The organism is Sinorhizobium americanum (assembly GCF_001651855.1).
Classification (GTDB): domain Bacteria; phylum Pseudomonadota; class Alphaproteobacteria; order Rhizobiales; family Rhizobiaceae; genus Sinorhizobium; species Sinorhizobium americanum.
Genome location: NZ_LNQC01000055.1, coordinates 121,866 through 143,625, shown reverse-complemented (window position 1 = coordinate 143,625; position 21,760 = coordinate 121,866). Strand labels below are relative to the sequence as shown.

Sequence of the window (21,760 nt, the reverse complement as noted above, 5' to 3'; positions counted from 1 at the left end):
ACGGTTGACCAAGAACCAGGAACGGGCAGGCGCCGCGCATCTCGCCGCGGACGCGGACACAGTGCAGCGTGCACCGCTGCCACCGGCCGATCGCAGCGGCAGAGGGGCCACTCCATGGGGACGGGCGCGCTCATGCGCATGGCGCGTGCTTGAACAGGTACGCATTGGCCCGCTGCAGCATCTGCGCCAACGGTTCCGCACGCGGCCCCAGCGGGGCGATGGCCTTTTCGGCGTCACGCAATAAATCCAGCGCGAACTGGCGCGCTGCCTGCAGCCCCATGATCGACGCGCAGGTCGGCTTCTGCGCCGCCGCGTCCTTGCCGGGGGTCTTGCCCAGCGTCGCGATATCCGCTGTCGCGTCGAGAATGTCGTCGAGCACCTGCAACGCCAGGCCGAAACAGGCGGAGTAGCGATCGAGCGCACAGTACAGCGCGGCGTGCGCGGCATCCTCCGCGATGGCGGATAGCGCGCCCATGCGAACGGACGCGCGCACTAGCGCTCCGCTCTTCATCCGGTGCATCGCCACGACCCTGTCCAGCTCGACGTGCTTTCCGACCAGCGACAGATCCAAGGCCTGCCCGCCTGCGGCACCCTCGGCGGACACCGCCTGCGCCAGTTCGCGCACGAGCGCGATACGGTTGTCGCCCGGCGCATCCAGGCTCGCCAGGGTCAGGAAGGCGTGCGCCTGCAGCGCATCGCCGACCAGGATCGCAGTGGCTTCGCCGAATTTGACGTGCACGGTCGGAAGGCCGCGGCGAAGCACGTCGTCGTCCATCGCGGGCAGGTCGTCGTGGACCAGGGTACAGGCGTGCATCATCTCGATGGCGGCGGCGACGTCGTCGAGCATGTGCGCCGGCGTGTCGGCCAGTGCGCCGGCAGCCAGGCAGAGCAAGGCGCGGGTGCGCTTCCCGCCATGCAAGGTGGCGTAGCGCATCGCCGCCATCAGCTCGGTCTCACCGTCGTCTTCGGCGCAGAGAAGACGCGCCAGCGCCTGTTCGACCCGCTTTGCGCCGTACTGCATCCAGATCTCCGGCAGCAGCCTACCGGATGCGCCGCGCGCCTGCGCGCCCAATCCGCCAAGCGCGGAAACGCCAGCTCGGTCGACGTGTAGCGGGGAACCGGTCTGCATGTTGTTCATGTCCTTGTACCTGACACGGCCACGGCGAGCGCCGAGCCGCCGCGGTGTTGCCGGCGTCGCACCGAGCGCGCGGAGTGCAGCAATACCGCGCGTCGCGCCGCTGCCTCGCCACACGGGGCATGCGATGCCAGCTCATGAGAATTCGATGCGGATTTTCATGGAGGGTTGTGCTGTCGGGTAATAGCGCCGGCCTTTTTCGGCGTCGCTCAGCAACCGCGGCCGCACCCCGGCCTTGTGCATGGTCAGCGCCAAGGCGATGCTGAACTGCACCAGTTCCAGCCATACCAGGTGGTAACCGATGCAGACGTGTGGGCCGCTGCCGAACTGCAGCATGTCCACCGGCCCGATCGGCCCCGTGCGTTGCAGCCATCGCGCCAGGCGGAACTCATCAGGCGCCTCGTGCAGCAGCGCCGAGGTCGAGAAGTGCAGCAGCGGGATGCATAGACTGGTGCCCGCGGGAATGCGCCGCTCGCCGAGTTGCAATTCCTGGGTCGCGCGACGCGGTAAGAGCGAGGACGCCGGATGCATGCGCAGCGTCTCGCGGAACAGCGCCTCGGCGACCGGACACTGCGCCAGGTCCGCGTGCCGGGTCGGCACTGCGCCCACGCGTTGCGCCTCCTCGACCAGGGCGTCCCACAGCTCAGGCCGCCGCGCCAGCTCGATCACCATCCAGGCCATCGTCGAGGCGGTGGTCTCGTGACCGGCAAGCAGCAGCAAGCGGATATTGGCGACCAGGACGTCATCGGAGAGCGCGTCTTCACTGCGATCGAAGGCGCTCACCATGTCGTTGATCAACCCGGTGCGCACGGCATGCGCGCGCGCGTCGCGGATGAACTCGCGAGACTGCGCGTCGATCCAGTCGCGGGCGGCGCGGCCGCGTCGCAAGGGCATTCCGGGCAGGTCGACCGGGGGCGCGACGATCAACTGCAGCAGTTGCCGGTACTTGCGATGCCACTCCGGCAGGTCTTGGGCGGGGATGCCCATGAGACTGAAGGTGAGCTTGAGCATCAGGTCGGCGGTTTCGCGCAGGATAGTTACTTCACCGCGGTCGCGCCACGCCTGCACCCGGGCCCAGATGGCGGGCTCGAACAGCTCGCCAATGCCGGCCTCGGTCAGCCCCCTGGGCAGGAACGCCGCCTTGATCCCATCGCGCGCCTGCCGGTGCGCACTACCGTTCAACGTGACCAACGTTCGGCCAAGGATTTCGGGCGCGATCTCTTCGATCAGCGCCGAGGACACATCCTTGTGCCGGAGCAATGCGAGCGCATCCGGATCCAGGCAGGTCATCAGGTGTCCGGCAGGGCCGAAGTCCAGCCAGAAGTGGCTGCCCAGCGTCCGTTCCGCGCGCCGCAGCAGGCGTGGCAGGTCACATATGATGGCGGGAAGATGCCCGACCACGGGGAAGGCGCCGGGCATGACCGGGATGTCGTACCGCAGCCGGTGTCGACGGTTCAGCGGGTTGAGCAGCATGTCCATCACCTCCCTGGCGCAGCGGCCGCTTCGGCGGTGTCGCCGGCCGGCCGCGCGGCGCGGCTGTTGCCACCATCGGCGTATGTCGGCACATGCGTCAGCATGCCGCCGTCGATGCACACGACCTGGCCGGTGATGAACGCAGCATCGTCGGAGAGCAGGAAAGCCACCAGCGCGGCCACGTCCTCGGGGCGGCCGACGCGCGGCAGGAGCTGGTGCCGGCGCAGATGCCGTTGCATGCACTCGTCCAGCTTGGCGAGGAGACGTTCGGTCATGATGAGACCCGGCGCAACCGCGTTGCAGCGGATCTGCGCGTGACCGTACTGGGTGGCGAGCGAGGCCGACAGCATGTTCATCGCCGCCTTCGACGCGGCGTAGGACGTCAGCGCGGTGTCACCGCTGATCCCCTGGCACGACGACATGTTGACGATCGCGCCACCGCCACGGACCATCATCCGTGGGATGGCCTGCCGGCAGCATAGCAGCGTGCCACGCAGATTAGTCGCCATGGTCTCATCCCAAACCGCCAGGTCCAGGTCGAGGATCGCGCCGTCGCGCGGGGTCAGATGCATGGCGCTCGCGTTGTTCACCAGAAGGTCGACCCCACCAAAGTGCCGCTCCGCCGTGTCGAACAGCGCGGCCACCGCCTGCGCATCGGCGATGTCCATGGCCAGGGCCAGCGCGTGGCCCGCTTCGGCCGCGATCTGCGCGGTGCAGGCGATGGCCGCCGAGCCATCAATGTCGGCCACCACCACTCTGCCGCCCTCGCGCGCGATGGCGAGGGCGCATGCCTTGCCGATGCCGGCGCCGGCGCCGGTCACCACGGCCACCTTGTCTTCAAAACGTTCCATCGTGTCCTCCTGGGTCGTGCGGGTCATTCGCGGCATGCCGCTCGGCCTCCGCCGGAAGGCGGGAGGGTCGGCGCTGGCGCGCTCGTCATCGCGAGCGTCGCTTTCGATGACCCGAATGGCTGCGACGGGGCACTGGCTGGCCGCGAGCCGCACGGCGGCGTGCAGCGCCTCGGGGACCGTCGCCACGCACACTTCGGCCACGCCGTCCGGTTCGCGCTGGCGAAAGGTGCCCGGCAGCGTCAACGCGCACTGCCCCGTGGTTCCGCACAGATCCTGGTCGACCACGACGCGCATCTCAGCCCCCCGCCTGCGCGTGCAGCCGCACCGGCAGGGAGCGGAACGTCCTAAGGAACGCGGAGGGCTCCCGGGTCGGCTTCCCGGCCAGTACCAGCGTGGGGAAGCGCGCCTCTATCCGCGGCAGGCTCTCGGCCAACTGCACCCGGGCCAGTTGCGCCCCGAGGCAGAAGTGGATGCCGTGGCCAAAGCTCAGCATGATCTTCCCGTCGGTCGACATGCCAGGACTGGTGCCGTAGAACCGCGCAGGATCGAAACGGTCGGGATCGGCGAAGGCGTCCGGGTCGCGATTGCCGGCCGCGATCAGCACGCGCACGTCCGCGTTCTTCGGGATCACCACGCCGTTCAGTTCGATGTCGCGCTGAGCGATGCGCGGAATGGAGCTGAACATGGCGGGCGCGTCGCAGCGCAGGACTTCCTCGACGAAAGCCTCGATCCCCACGGCGTCTCCCTGCAGCCAGTGCCGCTGTTCGGGATACGCCAGCAGCGCCAGGACCGCATGGTCGATGGTCGCAGCAGTGGTGGCGAAGCCGCCAAGCAGCATGCCCCACAGCATGCTGATCAACTCCGCATCCGACAGCGTGTCGGCATCGTCGTCGTGTGCGCCGACCAGCATCGACACGATGTCGTGGAGGGGATCGGTGCGCTTGCGCTGTATGAGGTCGCCGAAGTAGGCCTGCACCCGGGCGCTGGCCGCGTCCGCCGCGGCCAGCTGGGGATCGCTGGCGTGCGGGCTCAGGCCTTCCAGAATGGCGCCGATGCCGGCGGCTAGCCCGAACATATCGTCCTGGGCCATGCCGAACAGTTCGGCGAAGACCAGCATGGGCAAGGCCAGCGCGAATTCCCGATGCAGGTCCACCGCTTCCCCACGCTCCAGCGCGGGCGCCATGCCGTCCAGGCGCGCTGCGACGTTGCGCGCGATGCTCGGCCGCAGGTTGTCGATCTGGCCCATGGTGAAATCGCGCGAGATAAGCCGGCGCAGACGCGTATGCGTCGGTGGATCCTTCATCGCTAGCGTGGACGCCAGCAGATTGAGAGACAGGCTGGTCGCCGCACGCGGGAAATAGCGCGCCAGTTCGCCCGGCGCCGGTCCCCGCAACGCATCGCCCGTGGCCTTGAGCGCCCAGTAGATGTCGGCGTGGCGGCTCAACAGAAAGAGGCCCGACGCTGCGCGATGCACCGGATCGTGCTCGCGCAACCACCGCATGAACGGATACGGGTCGTGGATGCACGCTGGCGACGCCAGGGCGGCGAAGGCGTCCCGGCATGCTGCCGTGGTTTCTTGCACGTCCATCTTGGTTACCTGTTGGCTGTCTGATCTGACCGGCGCGCCAGGCACGCCGGCAAATTTCGGAGAAGATCGCTATTCCCGGTGGCCTCCGCGCATCACCAGAGCACCGGGAATTCCTCGAACCCGCCAGTGATGATCTCCTTGCGCAACTTCAGTTCTTCGGGCGCCACGGCTAGGCGCAGCGCGGGAAAGCGCTGGAAGATCGAACCGAACACCACCTTGAGTTCCAGCCTGGCAAGCGCCGCGCCGATGCAGTAGTGCGGCCCGTGGGAGAACGCCAGGTGCGGCTGTTCGTCGCGTCCGATGTCAAAGATTTCCGGGTGGGCGAAATGGCGCGGATCGAACGACGTCGCCGGCAGGCCGACCAGCACCTTGCTCTCCGCAGGAATATGCACGCCCGCAATGGTAACGTCGATCCTCGGATAGCGCATGATGCCGTCCCAGCCCGCGCCCGGCGGGTACATGCGCAGGATTTCCTCCACCGCCTTGTCCACCAGGGATGGATCGCCGACGAGGCGTTCGCGCTGTTGCGGATGGCGGAACATGGCCAGCAGGCCGAATTCGATCTGCGCGACGGTGCTCTCGTGCCCGGCCACCAGCATGCCAGCCGCCAGGCCGATCGCCTCTTCCTCGGTCGCCTTGCCCTGGTCGACCGCCGCGAGAAGATCCGTCAGCAGGTTGTCGCCCGGATCCTGGCGCTTGTCCCGCATCTTGCCTCGAATGTAGGCGCGCAGTTCTTGCCAGGCCAGGCGCGACGCGCTGCGCGGGCCGCTTTCATGCTGGTGCGTCATCACCTCGTCGGACAGCCCCGCGAAAAAGGCGTGATCCTCGTAGAGCACGCCCATCAGCGCGCTGATGACCATGGCCGGAAGCGGAAAGGAGAGGTGGCGCCGCAGGTCGGCGGGCTGCGGCTGGGCAGCCAGCGTCTCGAACAACTGCGCGGCGATTGCCTCGACCTGCTGCGCGAGCAGCTTCACCCTGCGGTCGCTGAAGGCCGGCGCCACGATCGTGCGTAAGCGGGCATGCTCGCACCCCTCGTGCGAAACCAGCCACCCCGGGGAACCGAGAATCACCGAATCCGGAGTAAATGCCGCCGGCGGCATCCCGGCGGGCCGGAACGCCGCGTCGGACAGCGCCGCCTTGGCCTCGTCGTAGCCTGTCACCCACCAGCCTTCGTGCCCAGACGGGAAGCGCACGCGGTGGATCGGACCGTTGGCGCGTAGCGCCAACATCTCAGGCGAGGGCTCGATGTGATCGACGCGCCACATCGGCAGCGTCGGCACGGGTTGTTCGGACATGGTGGCACTTCACTCTCTAAGCGGTAAAAGGGCGGAAGGTGACCGGCAGGCGCTGCGGGCAGCGAATGACGTGAGATGGATGTGGACGACGCCCTCCGCGGAGTAGCCCGACTCGATTATCAAGATCGGCAGCGTGTAACTGTCTAGGCGTCGAGATGCAGAGCTTTATCCTTCGCCTTCGAGTTCAGGATAAGGCGAGTAATGTTGGGCCTTTGAGTCGCAGCCGGCCATCAAGAATTCCTGCGCAAGGGTCGACAAGGGCGGCGAGCCTGTTTGGTAGGAAGCGGTTTCGCCGAGGCCCCCTTTACGATCGCGGTGTCATCCACGAAATGAAGGTCGGTCGGCGCTCCCGGCTCGCAACGAAGGAGTTTCAAAACTCGTGCCAAATTGGCCGACCCAGCAGAAGAAAAAAATTGTGTTTGCCTTTCAGCGGCTTAGACTGAGGCCAGACAAAAGCTCGGCGAAATATGCCGTGTCGCGGACCAACAAAGGCGACAGAACAGTGTCGGATAGTACTCAGACGCCACGCCGGCCACCTGAGCGTATCGACCCATATGTATGGACCGGCTGCGTTTCGCAAGTGAGGCGTGCAGGGATAGCGGAAGTCGCACATATGTCCGTGGCTTCACGGGACGCTGGCGAAAAAACTTTGGCTGGAGAACCCGCCCCTGCCCGGTTTCGTCACCCACCACTTGGGCGGCAAGCATTTCTTGCCATTTGAGAATGCGCGAGCCGTAGATCCGTCACCAGACATTGTGTACATGAGCTCACTTAACGCGGACAACAAGGCAGCTGATCAGGCGGCATTCTCCCCGAGATTGACGGTCTATTGGGACGTTGATAACGAATGTCGCTGCACAGGCATTGTTGTAAGACTGTCTGTCGCGCTGTTCCACGCAACTTCAGTCATCCGTAGATTGGATCGGCCCCATCCAAATAATCGATTTTGCGGTTCGTTTGGGAAGTTGCATAGGTGTATATGCCCAGGGAGACGTGCCTACACACCGAGCCTCCCAAACATCGGTGTAGGACAGCTCCCCAGACGTGTCCCTGGGTACTCGCTTCCAGATAAAAATCATTTGAGCTCAGCTGGTTTAGTCGAAGCACGATCAAACAAGAGCAAGGGCGATCGTCAAGGACGACGCACACCTTTCGAGGAGGTGAGTGCCTTCGCCGAAAGGTAAAAGGCGAATCTTGGCTCTCGAAAAGGTCAGGCCCACCGCCCCTTCATAAACCAGACCAGACCAGACCTCACCTCACTTTCGTTCCGGCTTGAGAGACATTACTGGACTGACTGGGTGTTTCAGTGAGTGAGGTTTGCTTTCAAAGCGGCGCATCGCCTGCGAGTGCTAAAAACTGCCCCTGATCCAGCTTGCCTCCACAGTGCACCTGGCCGAGGGAGCATCGCAACGCCGCCCAGTCCCTCGGTTTCGGTCGCTGTCAGGTCCGGGCTGTTGCAGTCCAAAGGCCGCGCTGGTGCTAGAGACTTGCCTCGGGCAAGCGCCACGGCGAGCATTCTCGCAACACCGAAGTTCTTTGCTATGTTGGCGCGGTTCACTCCACGAAAGACACTCGGTCTTGAAAAGTCGATGCGGAACCATGCCGAAATGCTCTACCGAGCAGCCCTGATCAACCTCTCAGCAAGTCTCGTCTTTCGAGCGATGATCTCGGATCCTTCATAGGACAGGTGGCCGCTGTCCCGGTAAAGAAATTTGCCGTCGATCTCGGTCTTGCACGTCGTGTCGTCGCAGAGAAAGTCGTGGTAAGAGACAACCTCCACGTCAGCCTTCACGGCCACTTGGTTCAAGAGCTCCAGAGTGCGGGATCGCATCCGGCGGTAATCGCTCACACGTATTTTACAATCGCTGTAGCGCCCGAGCATAACACTTCCCCTCGCCTTCCGCTCAAGGCAATCGCCGATATCGAAGCTTGCGACTGGTGGGGGAGCAACAATGACCACTCGCCTTCCAAGGGCTCGAACGGCCTCCACGAGAGATTTGATACCCTCAGCCGCCCCATCTACCGAAGTTTCAACCTCCGCGAACGTGTCGCCGTTCCTCTTAAGGAGCATAGAGTCCTTCCCTACGGCGGTGGCAAATGGGCTTGAGATTGCAACGGTTCTTATCTCCGGCTGATTTTTCAGGATGCTCAAAACACTGTCATTAAAGCGAATACAATCCTCGCCGAAGGCACGGGGATAGTAGGGCGTGGTTGCTGAGTTCTTTGAGAAGGCAGCAACGCCGATTGCGGGGAAGCACGCGTTCATGGTGAGCTGGGCCAGTCCGGCTTCGCCTACTGTTTTGGCCAAGCCCGGAACCAGGGCCATCGCAAATGAATCGCCCCAGACGAGCAACCGTGGTCTGTCCGTCGTCTGGCAGTCCCGCGGGATAGCCTTAGGAGGCGATCCGGGACTAAAAACACATGCGCCTCCCAAGCCATAATTGATCCTCCGGATCTGATTGAAGTCAACCTTGCTATTGGTTGCGGCAATGGCCACTGCTGGCGAGAAGCCAAGAAAAACCGATGCGGCGAGAAGCCCTGAGGCCATCCGTCCACGAGATGTGACGACCCCCTGGCGGCACGGCTCCTCCACGAAGCGGTGAAGAGCCAAGCTCGCGACAACTGAGAAGAATACTGCCGCGTAGATCGCAGCCGCAGGAGGCTCTGTCAGCCAAGCAGCCCGAACATACACTAGTACCGGCCAATGGAGCAGATAGAGCGAGTACGAGATGTCCCCGATCCTTGCCATGCCTCGAACCGCCAAACTACTCCTGCTCGGCACAAGCAGGAGGATCAGGGTTGCCAAACAGACCAGTACAGCATCTGCGCCCGGGTGCTGGGAACCAACGGGAGCGATAGGAATAACGAGAAGAAGCAGGAGCGCCGGGAGGCGCAACAGCGAAAGCTTTGCAGCCACGCGAGGGCTGGCCGAAAGCAAAGCCCCGAGCGAACCAATAGCCATTTCCCAAAAGCGGGTCGGCAAAAGATAAAATGCAGCGGATGGGTCACGAGAGGCCACGTATAGACAGAGCGCCAAACTCGTACCGAGGAGCGAGCTAACTCCTAAGAGCCACCATCTCCTGGGAGTTAGCGTCAAGAAAGCAGGAAGAAGCAGATAATACTGCTCTTCGACAGCGAGCGACCAGAAATGCAGGAGGGGCTTCGTCTCTGCCGCCCCGCCGAAATAGTCCGATTGAAACCAGAAAACGATGTTGCCGGTGAATGTGAGCGCCCCGATTACCTGTGTATGGAACTCGCGCAGACCCACATCTGACAGGAATAAAGGCGCAGCAATCGTCGCGAGCGCAATGACGACATAGGCCGCCGGCAACAGACGTTTGGCACGACGATAATAGAATTCCCAAAAGCTGAACCGTGATTGCTCAAGCTGCGTCCTGATCAGACTGGTGATCAGAAAGCCCGAAATCACGAAAAAAATGTCAACACCGAGATAGCCGGCTGCGAACGGCCCAACAGCGGCATGATAAAGGACGACCAGCAAAACAGCCAATCCCCGCAAAGCTTGGATATCAGTTCGAAACGCGCTCGGCATAGAAGCCCTGATGAAATTCCCGATCTAACTGGATGAACTGAGGACGCGAAGAATGTTGGCCACTGACAATTATCCGCACCAAGGATCCGGAGATAACTTTCTTCTGGGGAATGTTTCTGCCCATACTTTCGAATATCCGCCCTGCTCTCTGAGAACTAAGAGCGTCGTCGAAGCATGGCGTCGGTGTACTTTCTTTCTGTCAATTCAACTTCTTCTAATGAAGCATGCCCGCTAATTCGTAAAATCGATTGTTTAGATGGCATACATTTACGCTGTAGATCGATTAGACAACCATGAACCCGGCCATGCGCTCGCCCAGGGTAAAAACCTCGGGGATCGCCATCAGCAGCAAAGAACCTCGGTCTTGAAAAGTCGACGCGGAACCATGCCGAAATGCTCTATCGGGCGGCCCTGATCAGCCTCTCAGCAAGTCCCGTCTTTCGAGCGATGAGCTCCGACCCTTCATAGGACAGGTGTCCGCTGTCTCGGTAAAGGTATTTGCCGTCGATCTCGGTCTTGCATGTGGTGTCGTCGCAGAGAAAGTCGTGGTAAGAGACAACCTCCACGTCAGCCTTCATGGCGACTTGGTTCAAGAGCTCTAGAGTGCGGGATCGCATTCGGCGGTAATCGCTGACATGTATCTTACAATCCCTGTAGTCGCCGAGCATAAGGCTGCCCCTCGCCTTTCGCTCAAGGCAATCGCCGATATCGAAGCTTGCGACCGGCGGAGGAGCAACAACGACCACGCGCCTGCCCAAAGCACGAACGGCCTCCACGAGAGATTTGATACCCTCAGCGGCTCCATCTACCGATGCTTCAACCTCCGTGAAGGTATCACCAGTCCTCTTAAGCAGGATAAAGTCGTTGGATACAGGTGCGTCAAACGGGCTTGAGATTGCAACGGTCCTCATCTCCGGCCGATTCTTCAGGATGCTCAAGACACTGTCATTGAAGCGAATACAATCCTCGCCGAACGCACGGGGATATGGAGAGGCTGCCCGCCTCGAGAAGGCAGCAACGCCGATGGCGGGGAGGCACCCGCTCATGGTGAGTTGCGCCAGTCCGGCTTCACCGACCGTTTTGGCCAGGCCGGGAACCAGTGCCATAGCAAATGAATCGCCCCAGACCAGCAATTCGGGCCTGTCCGCCGTCTGGCACGCCTCCGGGATAGTCTGAGGAAGCGATCCGGGTGTAAGATCACATGCTCTTCCCAGGCCGTAATTGATACGTCTGACGTCGGAAACCCCAACCCTACTTTCGGTTGCGCCAATGTCCACTGCCGGTACGATGGCGAGAAGACTCGTTGCGATAACAAGTCCTGACGTCATTCGCACATGAGACGTGACGGATCCCCGTCGGAAGGGTTTCTCGACGAAGCGGTGAAGAGCCAGGCTCGCGACAACTGAGAAGAAAACTGCCGCGTAGATCGCAACCGCAGGAGGCTCTGACAGCCAAGCAGCCCGAACATAGACCAGCACCGGCCAATGGATCAGATAGAGCGAGTACGAGATGTCCCCGAGTTTTGCCATGCCTCGGACCGCCATACTCTCCTTGCAGGGCGCCAGGAGGAGAATGAGGGTTGCGACGCAAACTAAAGCGGCATCCACGACGGGGTCCTGCAAACCAGAAGGTCCAATGGGAATCAGGAGGAGAAGCCCCAGCGCCGGGAAGCGCAGTGTCGCAAGCCTGGCAGCCACGCGAGGGCTGGCGGGCAACAACGCCCCGATGGAACCGACCGCCATTTCCCAAAAGCGCGTCGGTAAAAGATAAAACGCGGCGGATGGATGACGAAATGCCACGTAGAAACAAAGGATCACACTAGTGACCAGGAGCGAACCAACGCCCAACAGCCACCATTTTTTGGGTGCCAAGGCAAAGAAGGCAGGAAGCAGCAGATAACACTGTTCTTCGACAGCAAGCGACCAGAAGTGCAGAAGAGGCTTCGTTTCTGCCGCTCCGCCGAAATAGTCCGCTTGAGACCAGAGAACAACATTGCCGGTAAATGTCAGCGCCCCGAACACCTGATTTCGGAGCTCCCGCAGCCCCACATCTGACAGGAAGAAAGGCGCAGCGACCGTCGTAAGCGCAATGACGACGTAGGCCGCGGGCAAGAGGCGCCTCGCACGGCGATAATAGAATTCCCAAAAGCTGAACTGTGATTGCTCGAGCTGCCTCGTGATGAGGCCAGTGATCAGAAAGCCAGAAATCACGAAGAAAATATCAACGCCGAGATAGCCGAACGGCCCGACGTGGGCGTGATAGAGCACAACCAGCAGAACGGCTAGGACCCCGCAAGGCCTGGATATCAGGCCGGAATTCTCGTGACATTGGAGGACCTGTTGATTTTCAGTTCAGGTGGATGGTTCGCAAAGGCAGCACTCAGGCAGTGGCTGCATGCTGCAAGAAGGCAAAGTTCATGCCTCTCTGGAGTGCTACATCGCTCAGGTTGCCATTCTTCAGTATCTTCACCGGAAACAAAAAGACGTCGGCGTGGCCCTCGGCCACCGCAACCAGGAATCGGGCAGAAAGCGGATGAGGACCATCGTCGAGTGCCCCGTGGCCCTGGAGAATCGCAAAAGATTTGGTGCGTTCGGCGTGAGCGGCCCGCTGCAATCCACACTTCCACCGCACCTCAAAGCACGTGCAAGCCCTCCTCGTCCTCCTTGCTCGCCCTTGAGAATCGAAACTGCGCCCGATAGGAGCGCCTCAGGCGCGGCCGCCAATCATCGAGGTGCTCTCCGGTTGCGCTGACATAATCTTTGGCAACGCCCGTTCGATCTGAGCGGTTTCGAGCAATTCCCGTCCCTCCTGCGCTCGCAGTTGATCCCATGTAATTGATTTCCTTCGACCGATGTCTTTCTAATGAGGTGCGCCGCCCAATTCGTAAAATCGAATATTTGGATGGCCCAAATCCGCGTTCTGGATAGACGCTTCCTTAAGCTGTTGGCCCTGCGCAATGATATTGTTGTCGTAGTCAGAGGCACTGCCGACATGTGCGAAAACGTTGTACGTTTAGAGCGGGCTTCGCCCGTCGTACGGGCGAGGAGCGGCACTCCCGCCGGATCGATCGGGCAGTCGTCCGCTGGCCACCCATGGCCACGACTTCGAACTGACCGGACGAGAGATCTCAGAGCGGCATCAGCCCGTTCTGCGTAGCTTTGGGCTTCATCAAGGGAACGTCGCACCGCACCTGACGTTATACCTCCGCCTAGCGTGGGTTGAATTCCCGTGAACTTTCCAGCCGGACTCTCGTAGTTGCAGGATTGTCCTGGTGGGCTGGCATGCACGGCGACAATCAAGGTGAGACTCGGCGTCGATCAAGATGAGATTTTATGTCGCGGTCGGGATGAAGGTATCATGCTGATTGTCGCGCTATATTCGCACCACGAGACGGCTCTCCGCGCCCGATACTCAAACTTCCATCGGGTCGAGGACCATGCTATCGGATTGAAAGAATGTCACAGTTACGAAGTGGCCGGGCCCGTCTGGCGCTTGCCCTGCCTCGACATCGAGAACTCCTATACCACGCTAAGAGCCGCGAATTGGACGACCTATTCGAAGCTTATGCTGTAGCGGCGGAGACGCTTGAGCGGCATCGGAGGGATTTTCCTCACCGTGAGGAGCTGATAGTCGAATACGTGGATTTATGCCTCGATATCCAAGCTGATGTTTTAACGCTCTTGGAAAAGCTGAAGACTGCAGGGGACTAGGCCTATGTGATATCCAGGTCCGCACGGCCGTCCCTTCCACAGCCGAACGTTCAGCCGCCGGCGGGAGCGAAGAAGAAGCTACGCACAGCTGGCGAGATTCTGCGGCGGCAAAGTGGGGGCTGGATTTCAAGATGAGAAAGCACTATTTATGGCTAAGTTAGCTAATTGGGGTTTCCAATGCAGGTGACAATTCACAACGCCAAGACGAACTTGTCCAAACTTATAGAGGCGGCGAAGGCTGGCGAAGAAGTTGTCATCGCCAAGGGCAAAACCCCTGTAGCCCGGATTGTTGCCATCCCGCAATGCAAGTTCACGATCGGGCTGCTTAAAGGCAAGGTTACAGGAGACGGGCCCGACTTCTTCGAGCCAATGAGTGAGGATGAGTTGGCGCTTTGGGAAGGTCAAGCGTGACGACTGTCCTTCTCGACACCCATGCATGGGCATGGTCGCTGACCGGCGATGGACGCCTATCTGCCAAGGCAACCGCTCTCATCACAGAGGCCGCCAGCGTTTTCGTCAGTCCGATCAGCTTTTTTGAGATCGGGCAGAAGGTGCGTATCGGCAAGTGGCCGGAGATGAAGCCATTCGTCAACGATCTGCCGAGCCTGCTGGTGGAACAGGGTGGCAGAATTGCCGCCCTGGCGCCAGAGATCTGTTTGAAGGGGGCCACACTTGAGTGGGAGCATCGCGACCCATTTGACCGTCTCCTCGCAGCAAGTGCGTTGGATTTTGGAGCCCCGTTGATCTCAGCGGACGAGGTGTTCGATACACTCCCAGCCGTTAGACGGTTGTGGTGAACTGCAATTCGCTCATCGTAGAAACCTTGAAAGCTCCCTGGCCGCCTACCGCCTGTCCATAGATACCGTCCTACACGAAGTTGGTGGTGCCGCACCACCAACGGGTCTGTTTTGCGCCTGAACTGGAATCTTCCAACGTCATGTTACCCGCAATGGAATCACGCAGAACCAAGCGCCACCATCTCGCGGTTGACCAAAGCAGTCCGCCTGAACACCACCAAACAGTGCTGCTGCCATGGGCCTACTCTGACAAGCCAGACGGAAGAGCAGTGACCTCGTCGACTGTGACAGGAGAATCGATGACGTCGTCCACCCCCAAGATCGGCATACCCGTAACGTCCACAATGCCTCGGTAAAGGACTGTTATGTCCGTTCTATCAATGTTGGGGTCTGCACTTATCAGGCGTTCCGTGACTCGACTGTCATCGATGACAAGGACGCAGATGGCTTCGACCACCTGAGAAGGCGTAATGTCGATCGTGTCGGAGCTTTCAAGGTAACTTTCGATCATGAACGCCACTGAGACCGCGGGATTTCGGGCGAGATAGACACCTGCTTCGACCGGAAAGTTCTGGGAATCTGGCGGCGCTCCGCCGAGGCCATGCTTCAAAATCGAAGGGAGGTGACGCCGCCATGTAGCGTGGTAATAGGGCATCGGGTACCTGATGTGCTCTGCTATCGGCGGACTATCGTCGCTACGCGGTGAAATGTCCAGCAAAGCTCCGGTGTGAAAAGTCGCCGACCGTTCTTAGCAAATGCCGAGCTGGCGCTAGTGACATCTATCAACGGGTGATTGGGAACAGCGCTTACATCCGAAGAGGGCACGCGATCGGAACTCCAAGCGCTCCTGTGGGCCCTGCCGCCGAATTCACTGAATGCGCCCGGGCCTTTCCATGCCTGAACCAGCGAGGATGGCATGCCTCCCTTTAGAGCCCTGGCCCTGAAGAAGTCCGCAGATCGGAGGTGAGCAGGTCAATACTCGTGCTGGTCTGTCCGACGAGGGGCTCGGTCGTGGGAAGGGACGAAGCCATAGGCGACGCCTCCTCTACTATCATCTCGCGCAGCCAAAGACTGGCCGGATCACTATCGTGAAGCGCGGGCCATTGAACCGCCTCGGTAATCGGGGGGAGTGGCAGGGGAAGCTCGACAATCTGCAGCGGTATTGTTTTTGCGAAAAGCTGCGCCAGCCTTAAGGGCATGGTTCCTATCCGCTCGGTGCCCAACAGCATGGGCGGAATCATGCTGAAACCCTGTACGACGACGTCGGTACGTCTCTTTAGACCGTGCTCGAGCAGATACCAATCCTCGAGGCCTGGCCTTCGGCTATTGCCGAACTTGACCGCAACATGCCCCATCGACATATATCTCTCGAATGTAAGTGGCTCCGACAGTTGCTCGTTCGTTCGGCAGCCGACGCAAACATATTTATCGCCGAAAAGCCTTGTTCGAGGATTAGTGCTCGACATCAACATTTCCGGCAGGATTAGCACATCGACTTCGCCGCGCCGGAGAAGGTCCTCATTGTCGTCCGCGGGAGGCCGACAATCGAAGCTGACGCCAGGAGCTTCCCGCGCCGCACGCTCCACGATCTTTTCGAAAAACACGAGCGTGACGTAATCGGAGAGCACGATTTTAAAGCGGCGATCCGAGTGGGCTGGTTTGAACGCCTCCCAGGAGACAATGGAGTGCTGGATCTGCAGCAGGGCCTCGCGCACCGCGGGGGCGAGCCCTTCCGCACGCGGCGTCGGGATAAATTCGCGCCCCGCCATTGTGAACAGCTCGTCCCGAAAATAGCTGCGCAACCGGGCAACGGCCGCGCTCATCGCCGACTGGCTGAGATTGATGCGGCGCGCCGCCGCCGTAAGATTACGCTCGCTCATCAAAGCGTCGAGCGCGACGAGGAGATTTAGATCAAGGCCCTTGAACCGCATGCGTCATCTATCCAAAACGTGGATGGTTGCCATCCCAAACTACCAGCTTTCTTAATTAGTAATACAAATTGTTCGAAATCATGGCAGCCGTAGCCGCATCTACGGCGCCGGCGGCGGCCGGCGCGATCAGACGACAGTCGTACCCTGTCCGCCTAGCGCTAGCGTTACTGCGGGCCCGACAAGCCGCTAAACGCACATAGGGCACACAGCACGTTAATCTCTTGCATCAGCTCCTACCGCCCGGCCTCGGTCGGCCTCAACGAAGGACCCAAGCAAAACGTGACACTGGAGCTGCGCGGCATCGCAGTTCAACATGATCCACATCCGCAGACACATGTTGAATTTGCTGGTGGATGGGGACGGCGAACTGAAGACATCGGCGGCCCGGCTTAATTCGTCCCGCGAAAACTTGTTGCCCGACGATCGAAGAGATTGTATGCAAGAAGCTCTTCAACCAGATGCTGCGTGTCGGTTATCGAAGCGCAAAGTCGCCGCTCGCATGAATCTCACGCGTTGAAGAAGCAACCTTGCGATACTATCCATAGCCTGGATGCATTCCATCCAAACATTCTATTTTTCCCGACCGCACGGGATGTTGCATTAGAACAACCCCTCCGCGAGCGCAGCGGGTCGAACATTTCTGAGGTGTTCGTCGGCCATGCGCCGTCGGGTACGATCCGCCCCGTGTTAAACCAAGGCGAAAAACGATGTTGAGACGCTCAACCCCGACAATTCGGATCTCTGCAACGAAGAATGCGCGATCTTCGCAGTCACTTCACCGACCTCGAATGCTTGTTCGAGCGGCTCGCTGATTTCAGGATCTGCCGTGCGTCATTGGCGAGGTACGCGGGCAAAAATAAAAGTACGAAAGGCAATAGAATGAACAGTCCCGCTCACTCTGATACGAAGGACCTCGAAGCAATCGCCCGCAGCGGCGGGACGATCCGCCGGATAGCTGCCCGAGTCCCTACGTATCTTTCGGATGTGCGGGAGAACCCGGCTTGGCTGCCGATGTTCCTATTGGCGCGCTTGATGCCGTTCCGCAAGGCGCATTGGCTAACCGCAAGACGCGTGGTGCAGGACAAGATTGCCACGCCTTCCATTTTTGGCGACCTCCAAGCAGAAGCGATCGCGGCGGAACTGAGAAGAACAGGTATTTTTTCAGGCCTGACCCTGCCACGCCCCATTCAAGAGGAAATTGCACGCTTTGGTCACGAGACACCCTGCTTCGGCAATTTCGACCGCAGGCTCGAGTTCCTGGCCGGCGATCATGCCGAAGCTGAGCGCCGTTTCGGCCGGACTATTTTGAGCGGCCATCATTATGAGCAGATTATGCAATGCCCGGCCGCCTTAGCCGTGCAGCAAGACCCCCTGCTTCTCAACGTGGCAAGGCACTATCTCGGCGGCGAAGCGAGGTTGATCACCACAAGGACGTGGTGGAGCTTCCCGACGCGAAATGCCTCTGATGCGGATCTGAGCCGCGCTTCTTTCAAGTTCCACTTCGACCTCGATGACTGGCGAATGTTGAAGTTTTTCTTCTATCTGTCAGACGTGGATGCCACTTCCGGTCCTCATGTCTTCCTTCGCGGCAGCCACAATCGCAGGCGTTTGAAGCATCAACTGACGCTCCTTGTCGGCCATGCCGCCGAGGAAGTGCTGGCCTTCTACGGCGAGGAGAATGCCATCACTTTGACCGGCCAGGCGGGCTCAGGCTTCGTCGAAGATCCATTCGGCTTCCATATGGGCACGTTGGCAAAGGAGAAGCCGCGTCTGATGATGGAGGTCGGATTTGGCGTCTCGAAACCGTCGAAGCGACGCTATCATGGCGAGCCAGTCGTTCGGTAGTTTATAGCGTGGCTCCAAGTTATGGGTTTCAAGAGCGGAACTTTTCCCGCTATACAGGGCCGGCTTCTCGGCAATAGCCACTCCTGCCCACTGGACCATAAATAGAACGAGTCCATCTAATGAGAAATGCCGGCGCAATATCGGCATCAAGGCGGGAACAACAGCAGAGCGCGATAGGTCGGGGGAGATACCCATCGCGAAGTAAACATGGAGAAATGCATGCTCAGTCCGAACCCTGAACAGAAAAAAGCGAAACCCGAGCCTGTTGACATTCATGTCGGCCGTCGAATTCGCATGCGGCGAGTTTGGATGGAAATGCCACAGACGAGTCTTGCCGAGCAGATCGGGGTGACGTTTCAGCAGGTGCAGAAATACGAAAAGGGCATCAATCGCGTCGGAGCGAGTCGCCTGCAACAGATTGCCGAGGCGCTGGAGGTACCGGTATCCTACTTCTTCGAAGATATGCCGGGCGCCGGCACGAACGGCGTCGACGGCACCGCCGTAAAACCCGGACTGCAACCCGAAATTATCGACTTCGCGTCAAGCAACGAGGGTCTCGCACTGATTAGGGCCTTCTCCCGTATCGGCGATGCGAAGGTTAGAAGCCGGGCCATTGGCCTCTTAAAGGCTGTCGCGGACGGGTTCGATGAAGGTCAGGCTATCTGAGAGGTGTCTCGTCCGGAATCCCAGTTTGGCGGTAATTCAACCCTTGGCAGGTTGCCGAAATTCAGGCAGAGGGCAATCTCGTACAACAGCCGTATGAGTGCTGCCGCGCCCGAACCCGGTATAGGAAACTGCAATGACCCACCTCGACAGCCGCGGCCTGCCACTCTCGACGACGTCCGACCTCGCGGCCGAACGCTACCGCAATGGGGTTGATCTGCTCCTCTCCACCTGGCCAGGCGCTGCGGAAACCTTGGAAGAGGCTTTCGCGGCCGACCCGGATTTCGCTCTCGCCCATGCGGCACGCGCGCGCCTGCATGCCATCCGCGCTGAGCCGGCCAAGGCCGAGGCGCGCATTGCGACGGCGGAGGAGATCGTCGCCCGGCGCGGGACGGAGCGGGAGCGGAGCCACGTGGAAATTCTATCGCTTGCAATCGACGGCCAGTCGGCAAAGGCGCTGGAACGGGCGCTCGCACACGCCGATACCTGGCCGCGGGATATCCTGATCTTCTCGTTGCCGCTCGGCGCATTCGGGCTCTTCGCCTTCTCCGGGATGGCGGATCACGACCAGGCACGCGTGGATCTCTGTGAGCGCCACGCCAGGCACTTCGACGCCGACGATTGGTGGTTCGTCACCTACCGGGGCTGGGCCCATGTCGAGAACGGCAACGCGACACTCGGCCGAGCCCTCACGCAGCGTGGTTACGACCTCAGATCCAACAATGCGAACGCGGCGCATGCGCTGTCGCACGCCATGTACGAGAGCGGCGCGGGAGAAGACGCCGAGAGGCTGATCGCGGACTGGCTGCCTCGCTACGACCGTACAGGGATTCTCCACGGCCATATCGCCTGGCACTCGGCATTGGGCGCACTGGAGCGGGGTGATGCGGAGCGAGCGCTTGCGATCTACGCGGATTACATCCAGCCTTCGGTTACGGCCGGGATGCCGGTCAATGTGGTCAGCGACACGGCTTCTTTCCTGTGGCGGCTCCAGGCCTATGGCCACACTGTGCCGGCGGGACTGTGGGCGGCCGCGGCAACCTATGCGGGGGAATACTTCCAGAAGGCCGGCTTTGCCTTCGCGGATGTCCACATGGCCCTTATCGCGGCGGCGATCGGTGACAGGGCCGCAGTCGAGCAGCGGGCGCAGGCGTTGACGGGCCTGATCGAAGCAGGAGCGCTGGCCGCAGGGCCAGTCGTGCCGGCGATCTGCCGCGCCGCCTTGGCGTTTGCAGACCAGGACTACGCTCGCTGCGCCCGTATTCTTGAGCCGGTTGCTGTGGAGGTCGTGCGCATCGGGGGCAGTGGCGCGCAGCGCGAGTTGATCGAGGACATGCTCCTGCTAGCCCTCATGCGGAGCGGCGAAGCCGTGAAAGCCCGTAACCTACTCGATCGCCGCCTGCACCGCCGCCCGTCGCCGCGCGACACGCACTGGCGCGGCCGGCTCGCAGCCTGAATACCCGCATGCCTAAGATGCCGGTATCTCAGGTACGGCCGGTAATCGTGGGTGGCTGGTCCCGTTGCCCTCGTCGAACAGCGCGATAAATTTTCCGGCCTTCGAGTGTGGTCTTTTCATTACAAACACTCCTGAGTGAGTGATTTCATCGGAGCTGCGATTGCGTGGATTATGGTCGAGGCTCTGCCCGGCCTGCGTGGGCCGTTGTCGCCAATGCAATGACAGCCACCACGAGGGGAATGAAGGAAAGCCCAAGCACGAAGTTCCACCCAAATGCCGTTAGCAACCCCCCGGACAGGAACGAGCCAAGGGTCATCGTCCCGAACACGGCGAAATCGTTCAGCGATTGGACGCTCGCCTTTTCCTCGGGGCGATGGCACTCGAGCACCAAAGCGGACGCCCCCACAAAACCAAAGTTCCAGCCAATGCCCAGCAGGATCAGGGTGGCCCAGAAATGCGGAACATCGACCCCCGTCAATCCGACCGCTGCCGAGATGCCCGTCATAATGAGGCCAGCCATGACCACGCGGGGCGCACCGAAGCGCGTAATCAGCCGCCCGGTGAAGAAGCTTGGAGCATACATCGCGATCACATGCCATTGAATGGCGAGATTGGACGACTCCTGCGACAGGCCGCACAGACGCATCGCCAGGGGAGCTGCCGTCATTAGGAAGTTCATGAGCAGGTAAGAGACCGCGCCGCAGATGACAGCTGTCATGAACCGTGGTTGGCGGGCAATGATGCTCAGCGGTCGACCGCCGGCGGCCTCGACTGCTGTCGGCTTTGCTAGACGGACACCCACCAGAAGCAGCGCAGAGACCGCTGCCACTGCCGCTTGAGCAAGGTAGCTCGCCGCAAACATATAAGGCATCCAGAGATACATGGTGTGGTTGACGAGCTGCGGCCCGATCACGCCGGCGAAGACACCGCCCGCCAGGACGAAGGACAAGGCGCGCGGTCGGTGCTCAGCGGGAACGCAGTCAGCAGCAGCGAAGCGAAAGGAAAGCACCACTGCGGCATAGGCGCCGCCGAAGAGTGTCGCAGCGCAATAGAGCCAAAAGGAGCCGATCACAACGGCAACCGCCGCCAGCAGGCCGACGAGCACGCCGCACCCTGTACCGACCAGAAACGCGGCGCGACGACCGTAACGCTGAGCGATGGCTCCGGCCGGCAGGGTGGAGGCCGCCATTCCCGCCACGAACATCGAAATCGGCATCGTGGCCAGTGCAGGATCAGGCGCGAGCATGTTTCCCACGATCGCACCGGTAGAATAGACAACGGCCGAATTCGCCCCGCCAAGTGCCTGCGCGATGGTCAACCGCGCGACATTGGCTTTCGCGGAACCATAACGCGATGGGGCACCCGGTCCGGGCACTTTGTTTGCGGTGATTTCTGACACTCGATTTCACAAGCCATGGAGGACCGGTCCGGTTCGAGACGTGCTCGCGTCGGGCGGTAGGTGC

Annotated in this window: 16 protein-coding genes and 1 pseudogene; 5 read left to right on the top strand and 12 right to left on the bottom strand. The window is 60.8% G+C overall.

Going from position 1 to position 21,760, the window contains the following annotated elements:
• Positions 1–130: 130 nt before the first annotated feature.
• The 9 genes and pseudogenes from ATC00_RS16040 to ATC00_RS16005 all read right to left on the bottom strand — a co-directional run bounded on the left by ATC00_RS16040 (position 131) and on the right by ATC00_RS16005 (position 12,508).
• Positions 131–1,129, bottom strand: coding sequence for a polyprenyl synthetase family protein (locus ATC00_RS16040; RefSeq protein WP_064253566.1), 999 nt, complete (start codon positions 1,127–1,129; stop codon positions 131–133).
• Positions 1,130–1,270: 141 nt separating this feature from the next.
• Positions 1,271–2,614 carry a cytochrome P450 gene (locus ATC00_RS16035; protein ID WP_064253547.1) on the bottom strand — a complete coding sequence of 448 codons (1,344 nt, stop codon included), beginning with the start codon at positions 2,612–2,614 and terminating at the stop codon, positions 1,271–1,273.
• A complete protein-coding gene (locus ATC00_RS16030) occupies positions 2,614–3,459 on the bottom strand; it encodes an SDR family oxidoreductase (RefSeq protein WP_064253565.1) in 846 nt (281 codons plus the stop codon). Before ATC00_RS16030 ends, ATC00_RS16035 begins: the two co-directional genes overlap by 1 nt.
• 168 nt (positions 3,460–3,627) lie before the next feature.
• A pseudogene (locus ATC00_RS33955) lies at positions 3,628–3,753 on the bottom strand (ferredoxin); the annotation flags it as partial.
• Between the two features lies 1 nt (position 3,754).
• Positions 3,755–5,047, bottom strand: coding sequence for a cytochrome P450 (locus ATC00_RS16025; RefSeq protein WP_064253546.1), 1,293 nt, complete (start codon positions 5,045–5,047; stop codon positions 3,755–3,757).
• Positions 5,048–5,139: 92 nt separating this feature from the next.
• Positions 5,140–6,342: a cytochrome P450 gene (locus tag ATC00_RS16020; protein ID WP_064253545.1), complete on the bottom strand. Its 1,203-nt coding sequence runs from the start codon at positions 6,340–6,342 to the stop codon at positions 5,140–5,142.
• 1,612 nt (positions 6,343–7,954) lie between these two features.
• Positions 7,955–9,895, bottom strand: coding sequence for an acyltransferase family protein (locus tag ATC00_RS16015; protein ID WP_064253544.1), 1,941 nt, complete (start codon positions 9,893–9,895; stop codon positions 7,955–7,957).
• Between the two features lie 398 nt (positions 9,896–10,293).
• The gene (locus ATC00_RS16010) at positions 10,294–12,162 is read right to left on the bottom strand and encodes an acyltransferase family protein (RefSeq protein WP_234782322.1); all 1,869 of its coding nucleotides are present in this window, start codon (positions 12,160–12,162) and stop codon (positions 10,294–10,296) included.
• Positions 12,163–12,274: 112 nt separating this feature from the next.
• Positions 12,275–12,508 (bottom strand): hypothetical protein, encoded by a 234-nt coding sequence (locus ATC00_RS16005; protein WP_064253542.1) that lies wholly within the window; start codon positions 12,506–12,508, stop codon positions 12,275–12,277.
• 1,274 nt (positions 12,509–13,782) lie between these two features.
• Here ATC00_RS16005 and ATC00_RS15995 point away from each other — a divergent pair.
• Entirely contained in the window at positions 13,783–14,016 is a 234-nt protein-coding gene (locus ATC00_RS15995) for a type II toxin-antitoxin system Phd/YefM family antitoxin (protein ID WP_064253564.1), read from the top strand.
• Positions 14,013–14,402, top strand: a complete 390-nt coding sequence (locus tag ATC00_RS15990; protein ID WP_037381379.1) for a type II toxin-antitoxin system VapC family toxin — start codon at positions 14,013–14,015, stop codon at positions 14,400–14,402. The genes ATC00_RS15995 and ATC00_RS15990 overlap by 4 nt, the downstream gene beginning before the upstream one ends.
• Before the next feature lie 241 nt (positions 14,403–14,643).
• On the opposite strand, the gene ATC00_RS15985 is transcribed toward ATC00_RS15990, so the two are convergent.
• Together ATC00_RS15985 and nodD2 are read right to left on the bottom strand one after the other, a co-directional pair.
• On the bottom strand, positions 14,644–15,057 hold the full coding sequence (locus ATC00_RS15985; protein WP_064253541.1) for a hypothetical protein: 414 nt from the start codon (positions 15,055–15,057) through the stop codon (positions 14,644–14,646).
• A gap of 271 nt (positions 15,058–15,328) precedes the next feature.
• Positions 15,329–16,333: a transcriptional regulator NodD2 gene (nodD2, locus tag ATC00_RS15980; RefSeq protein ID WP_064253540.1), complete on the bottom strand. Its 1,005-nt coding sequence runs from the start codon at positions 16,331–16,333 to the stop codon at positions 15,329–15,331.
• An 879-nt stretch (positions 16,334–17,212) separates the two neighbouring features.
• Here nodD2 and ATC00_RS15975 point away from each other — a divergent pair.
• From ATC00_RS15975 to ATC00_RS15965, 3 genes are all read left to right on the top strand, one after another.
• Complete coding sequence (locus tag ATC00_RS15975) at positions 17,213–18,178, top strand: phytanoyl-CoA dioxygenase family protein (RefSeq protein WP_064253539.1); 966 nt, start codon at positions 17,213–17,215, stop codon at positions 18,176–18,178.
• A 219-nt stretch (positions 18,179–18,397) separates the two neighbouring features.
• Entirely contained in the window at positions 18,398–18,844 is a 447-nt protein-coding gene (locus tag ATC00_RS15970) for a helix-turn-helix domain-containing protein (protein WP_064253538.1), read from the top strand.
• Positions 18,845–18,977: 133 nt separating this feature from the next.
• Positions 18,978–20,297 carry a tetratricopeptide repeat protein gene (locus ATC00_RS15965; protein WP_064253537.1) on the top strand — a complete coding sequence of 440 codons (1,320 nt, stop codon included), beginning with the start codon at positions 18,978–18,980 and terminating at the stop codon, positions 20,295–20,297.
• Positions 20,298–20,466: 169 nt separating this feature from the next.
• Here the strand turns inward: ATC00_RS15965 and ATC00_RS15960 are convergent, their stop codons facing one another.
• Positions 20,467–21,687, bottom strand: coding sequence for an MFS transporter (locus ATC00_RS15960; RefSeq protein ID WP_234782328.1), 1,221 nt, complete (start codon positions 21,685–21,687; stop codon positions 20,467–20,469).
• Between the last annotated feature and the right edge of the window lie 73 nt (positions 21,688–21,760).

What these genes read in the sequence shown, in the direction of transcription:
- ATC00_RS16040 (WP_064253566.1), bottom strand. Translation starts at nt 1,129, where the DNA reads ATGCAGACCGGTTCCCCGCTACACGTCGACCGAGCTGGCGTTTCCGCG.
- ATC00_RS16035 (WP_064253547.1), bottom strand. Translation starts at nt 2,614, where the DNA reads ATGGACATGCTGCTCAACCCGCTGAACCGTCGACACCGGCTGCGGTAC.
- ATC00_RS16030 (WP_064253565.1), bottom strand. Translation starts at nt 3,459, where the DNA reads ATGGAACGTTTTGAAGACAAGGTGGCCGTGGTGACCGGCGCCGGCGCC.
- ATC00_RS16025 (WP_064253546.1), bottom strand. Translation starts at nt 5,047, where the DNA reads ATGGACGTGCAAGAAACCACGGCAGCATGCCGGGACGCCTTCGCCGCC.
- ATC00_RS16020 (WP_064253545.1), bottom strand. Translation starts at nt 6,342, where the DNA reads ATGTCCGAACAACCCGTGCCGACGCTGCCGATGTGGCGCGTCGATCAC.
- ATC00_RS16015 (WP_064253544.1), bottom strand. Translation starts at nt 9,895, where the DNA reads ATGCCGAGCGCGTTTCGAACTGATATCCAAGCTTTGCGGGGATTGGCT.
- ATC00_RS15995 (WP_064253564.1), top strand. Translation starts at nt 13,783, where the DNA reads ATGCAGGTGACAATTCACAACGCCAAGACGAACTTGTCCAAACTTATA.
- ATC00_RS15985 (WP_064253541.1), bottom strand. Translation starts at nt 15,057, where the DNA reads ATGCCCTATTACCACGCTACATGGCGGCGTCACCTCCCTTCGATTTTG.
- nodD2 (WP_064253540.1), bottom strand. Translation starts at nt 16,333, where the DNA reads ATGCGGTTCAAGGGCCTTGATCTAAATCTCCTCGTCGCGCTCGACGCT.
- ATC00_RS15975 (WP_064253539.1), top strand. Translation starts at nt 17,213, where the DNA reads ATGAACAGTCCCGCTCACTCTGATACGAAGGACCTCGAAGCAATCGCC.
- ATC00_RS15970 (WP_064253538.1), top strand. Translation starts at nt 18,398, where the DNA reads ATGCTCAGTCCGAACCCTGAACAGAAAAAAGCGAAACCCGAGCCTGTT.
- ATC00_RS15965 (WP_064253537.1), top strand. Translation starts at nt 18,978, where the DNA reads ATGACCCACCTCGACAGCCGCGGCCTGCCACTCTCGACGACGTCCGAC.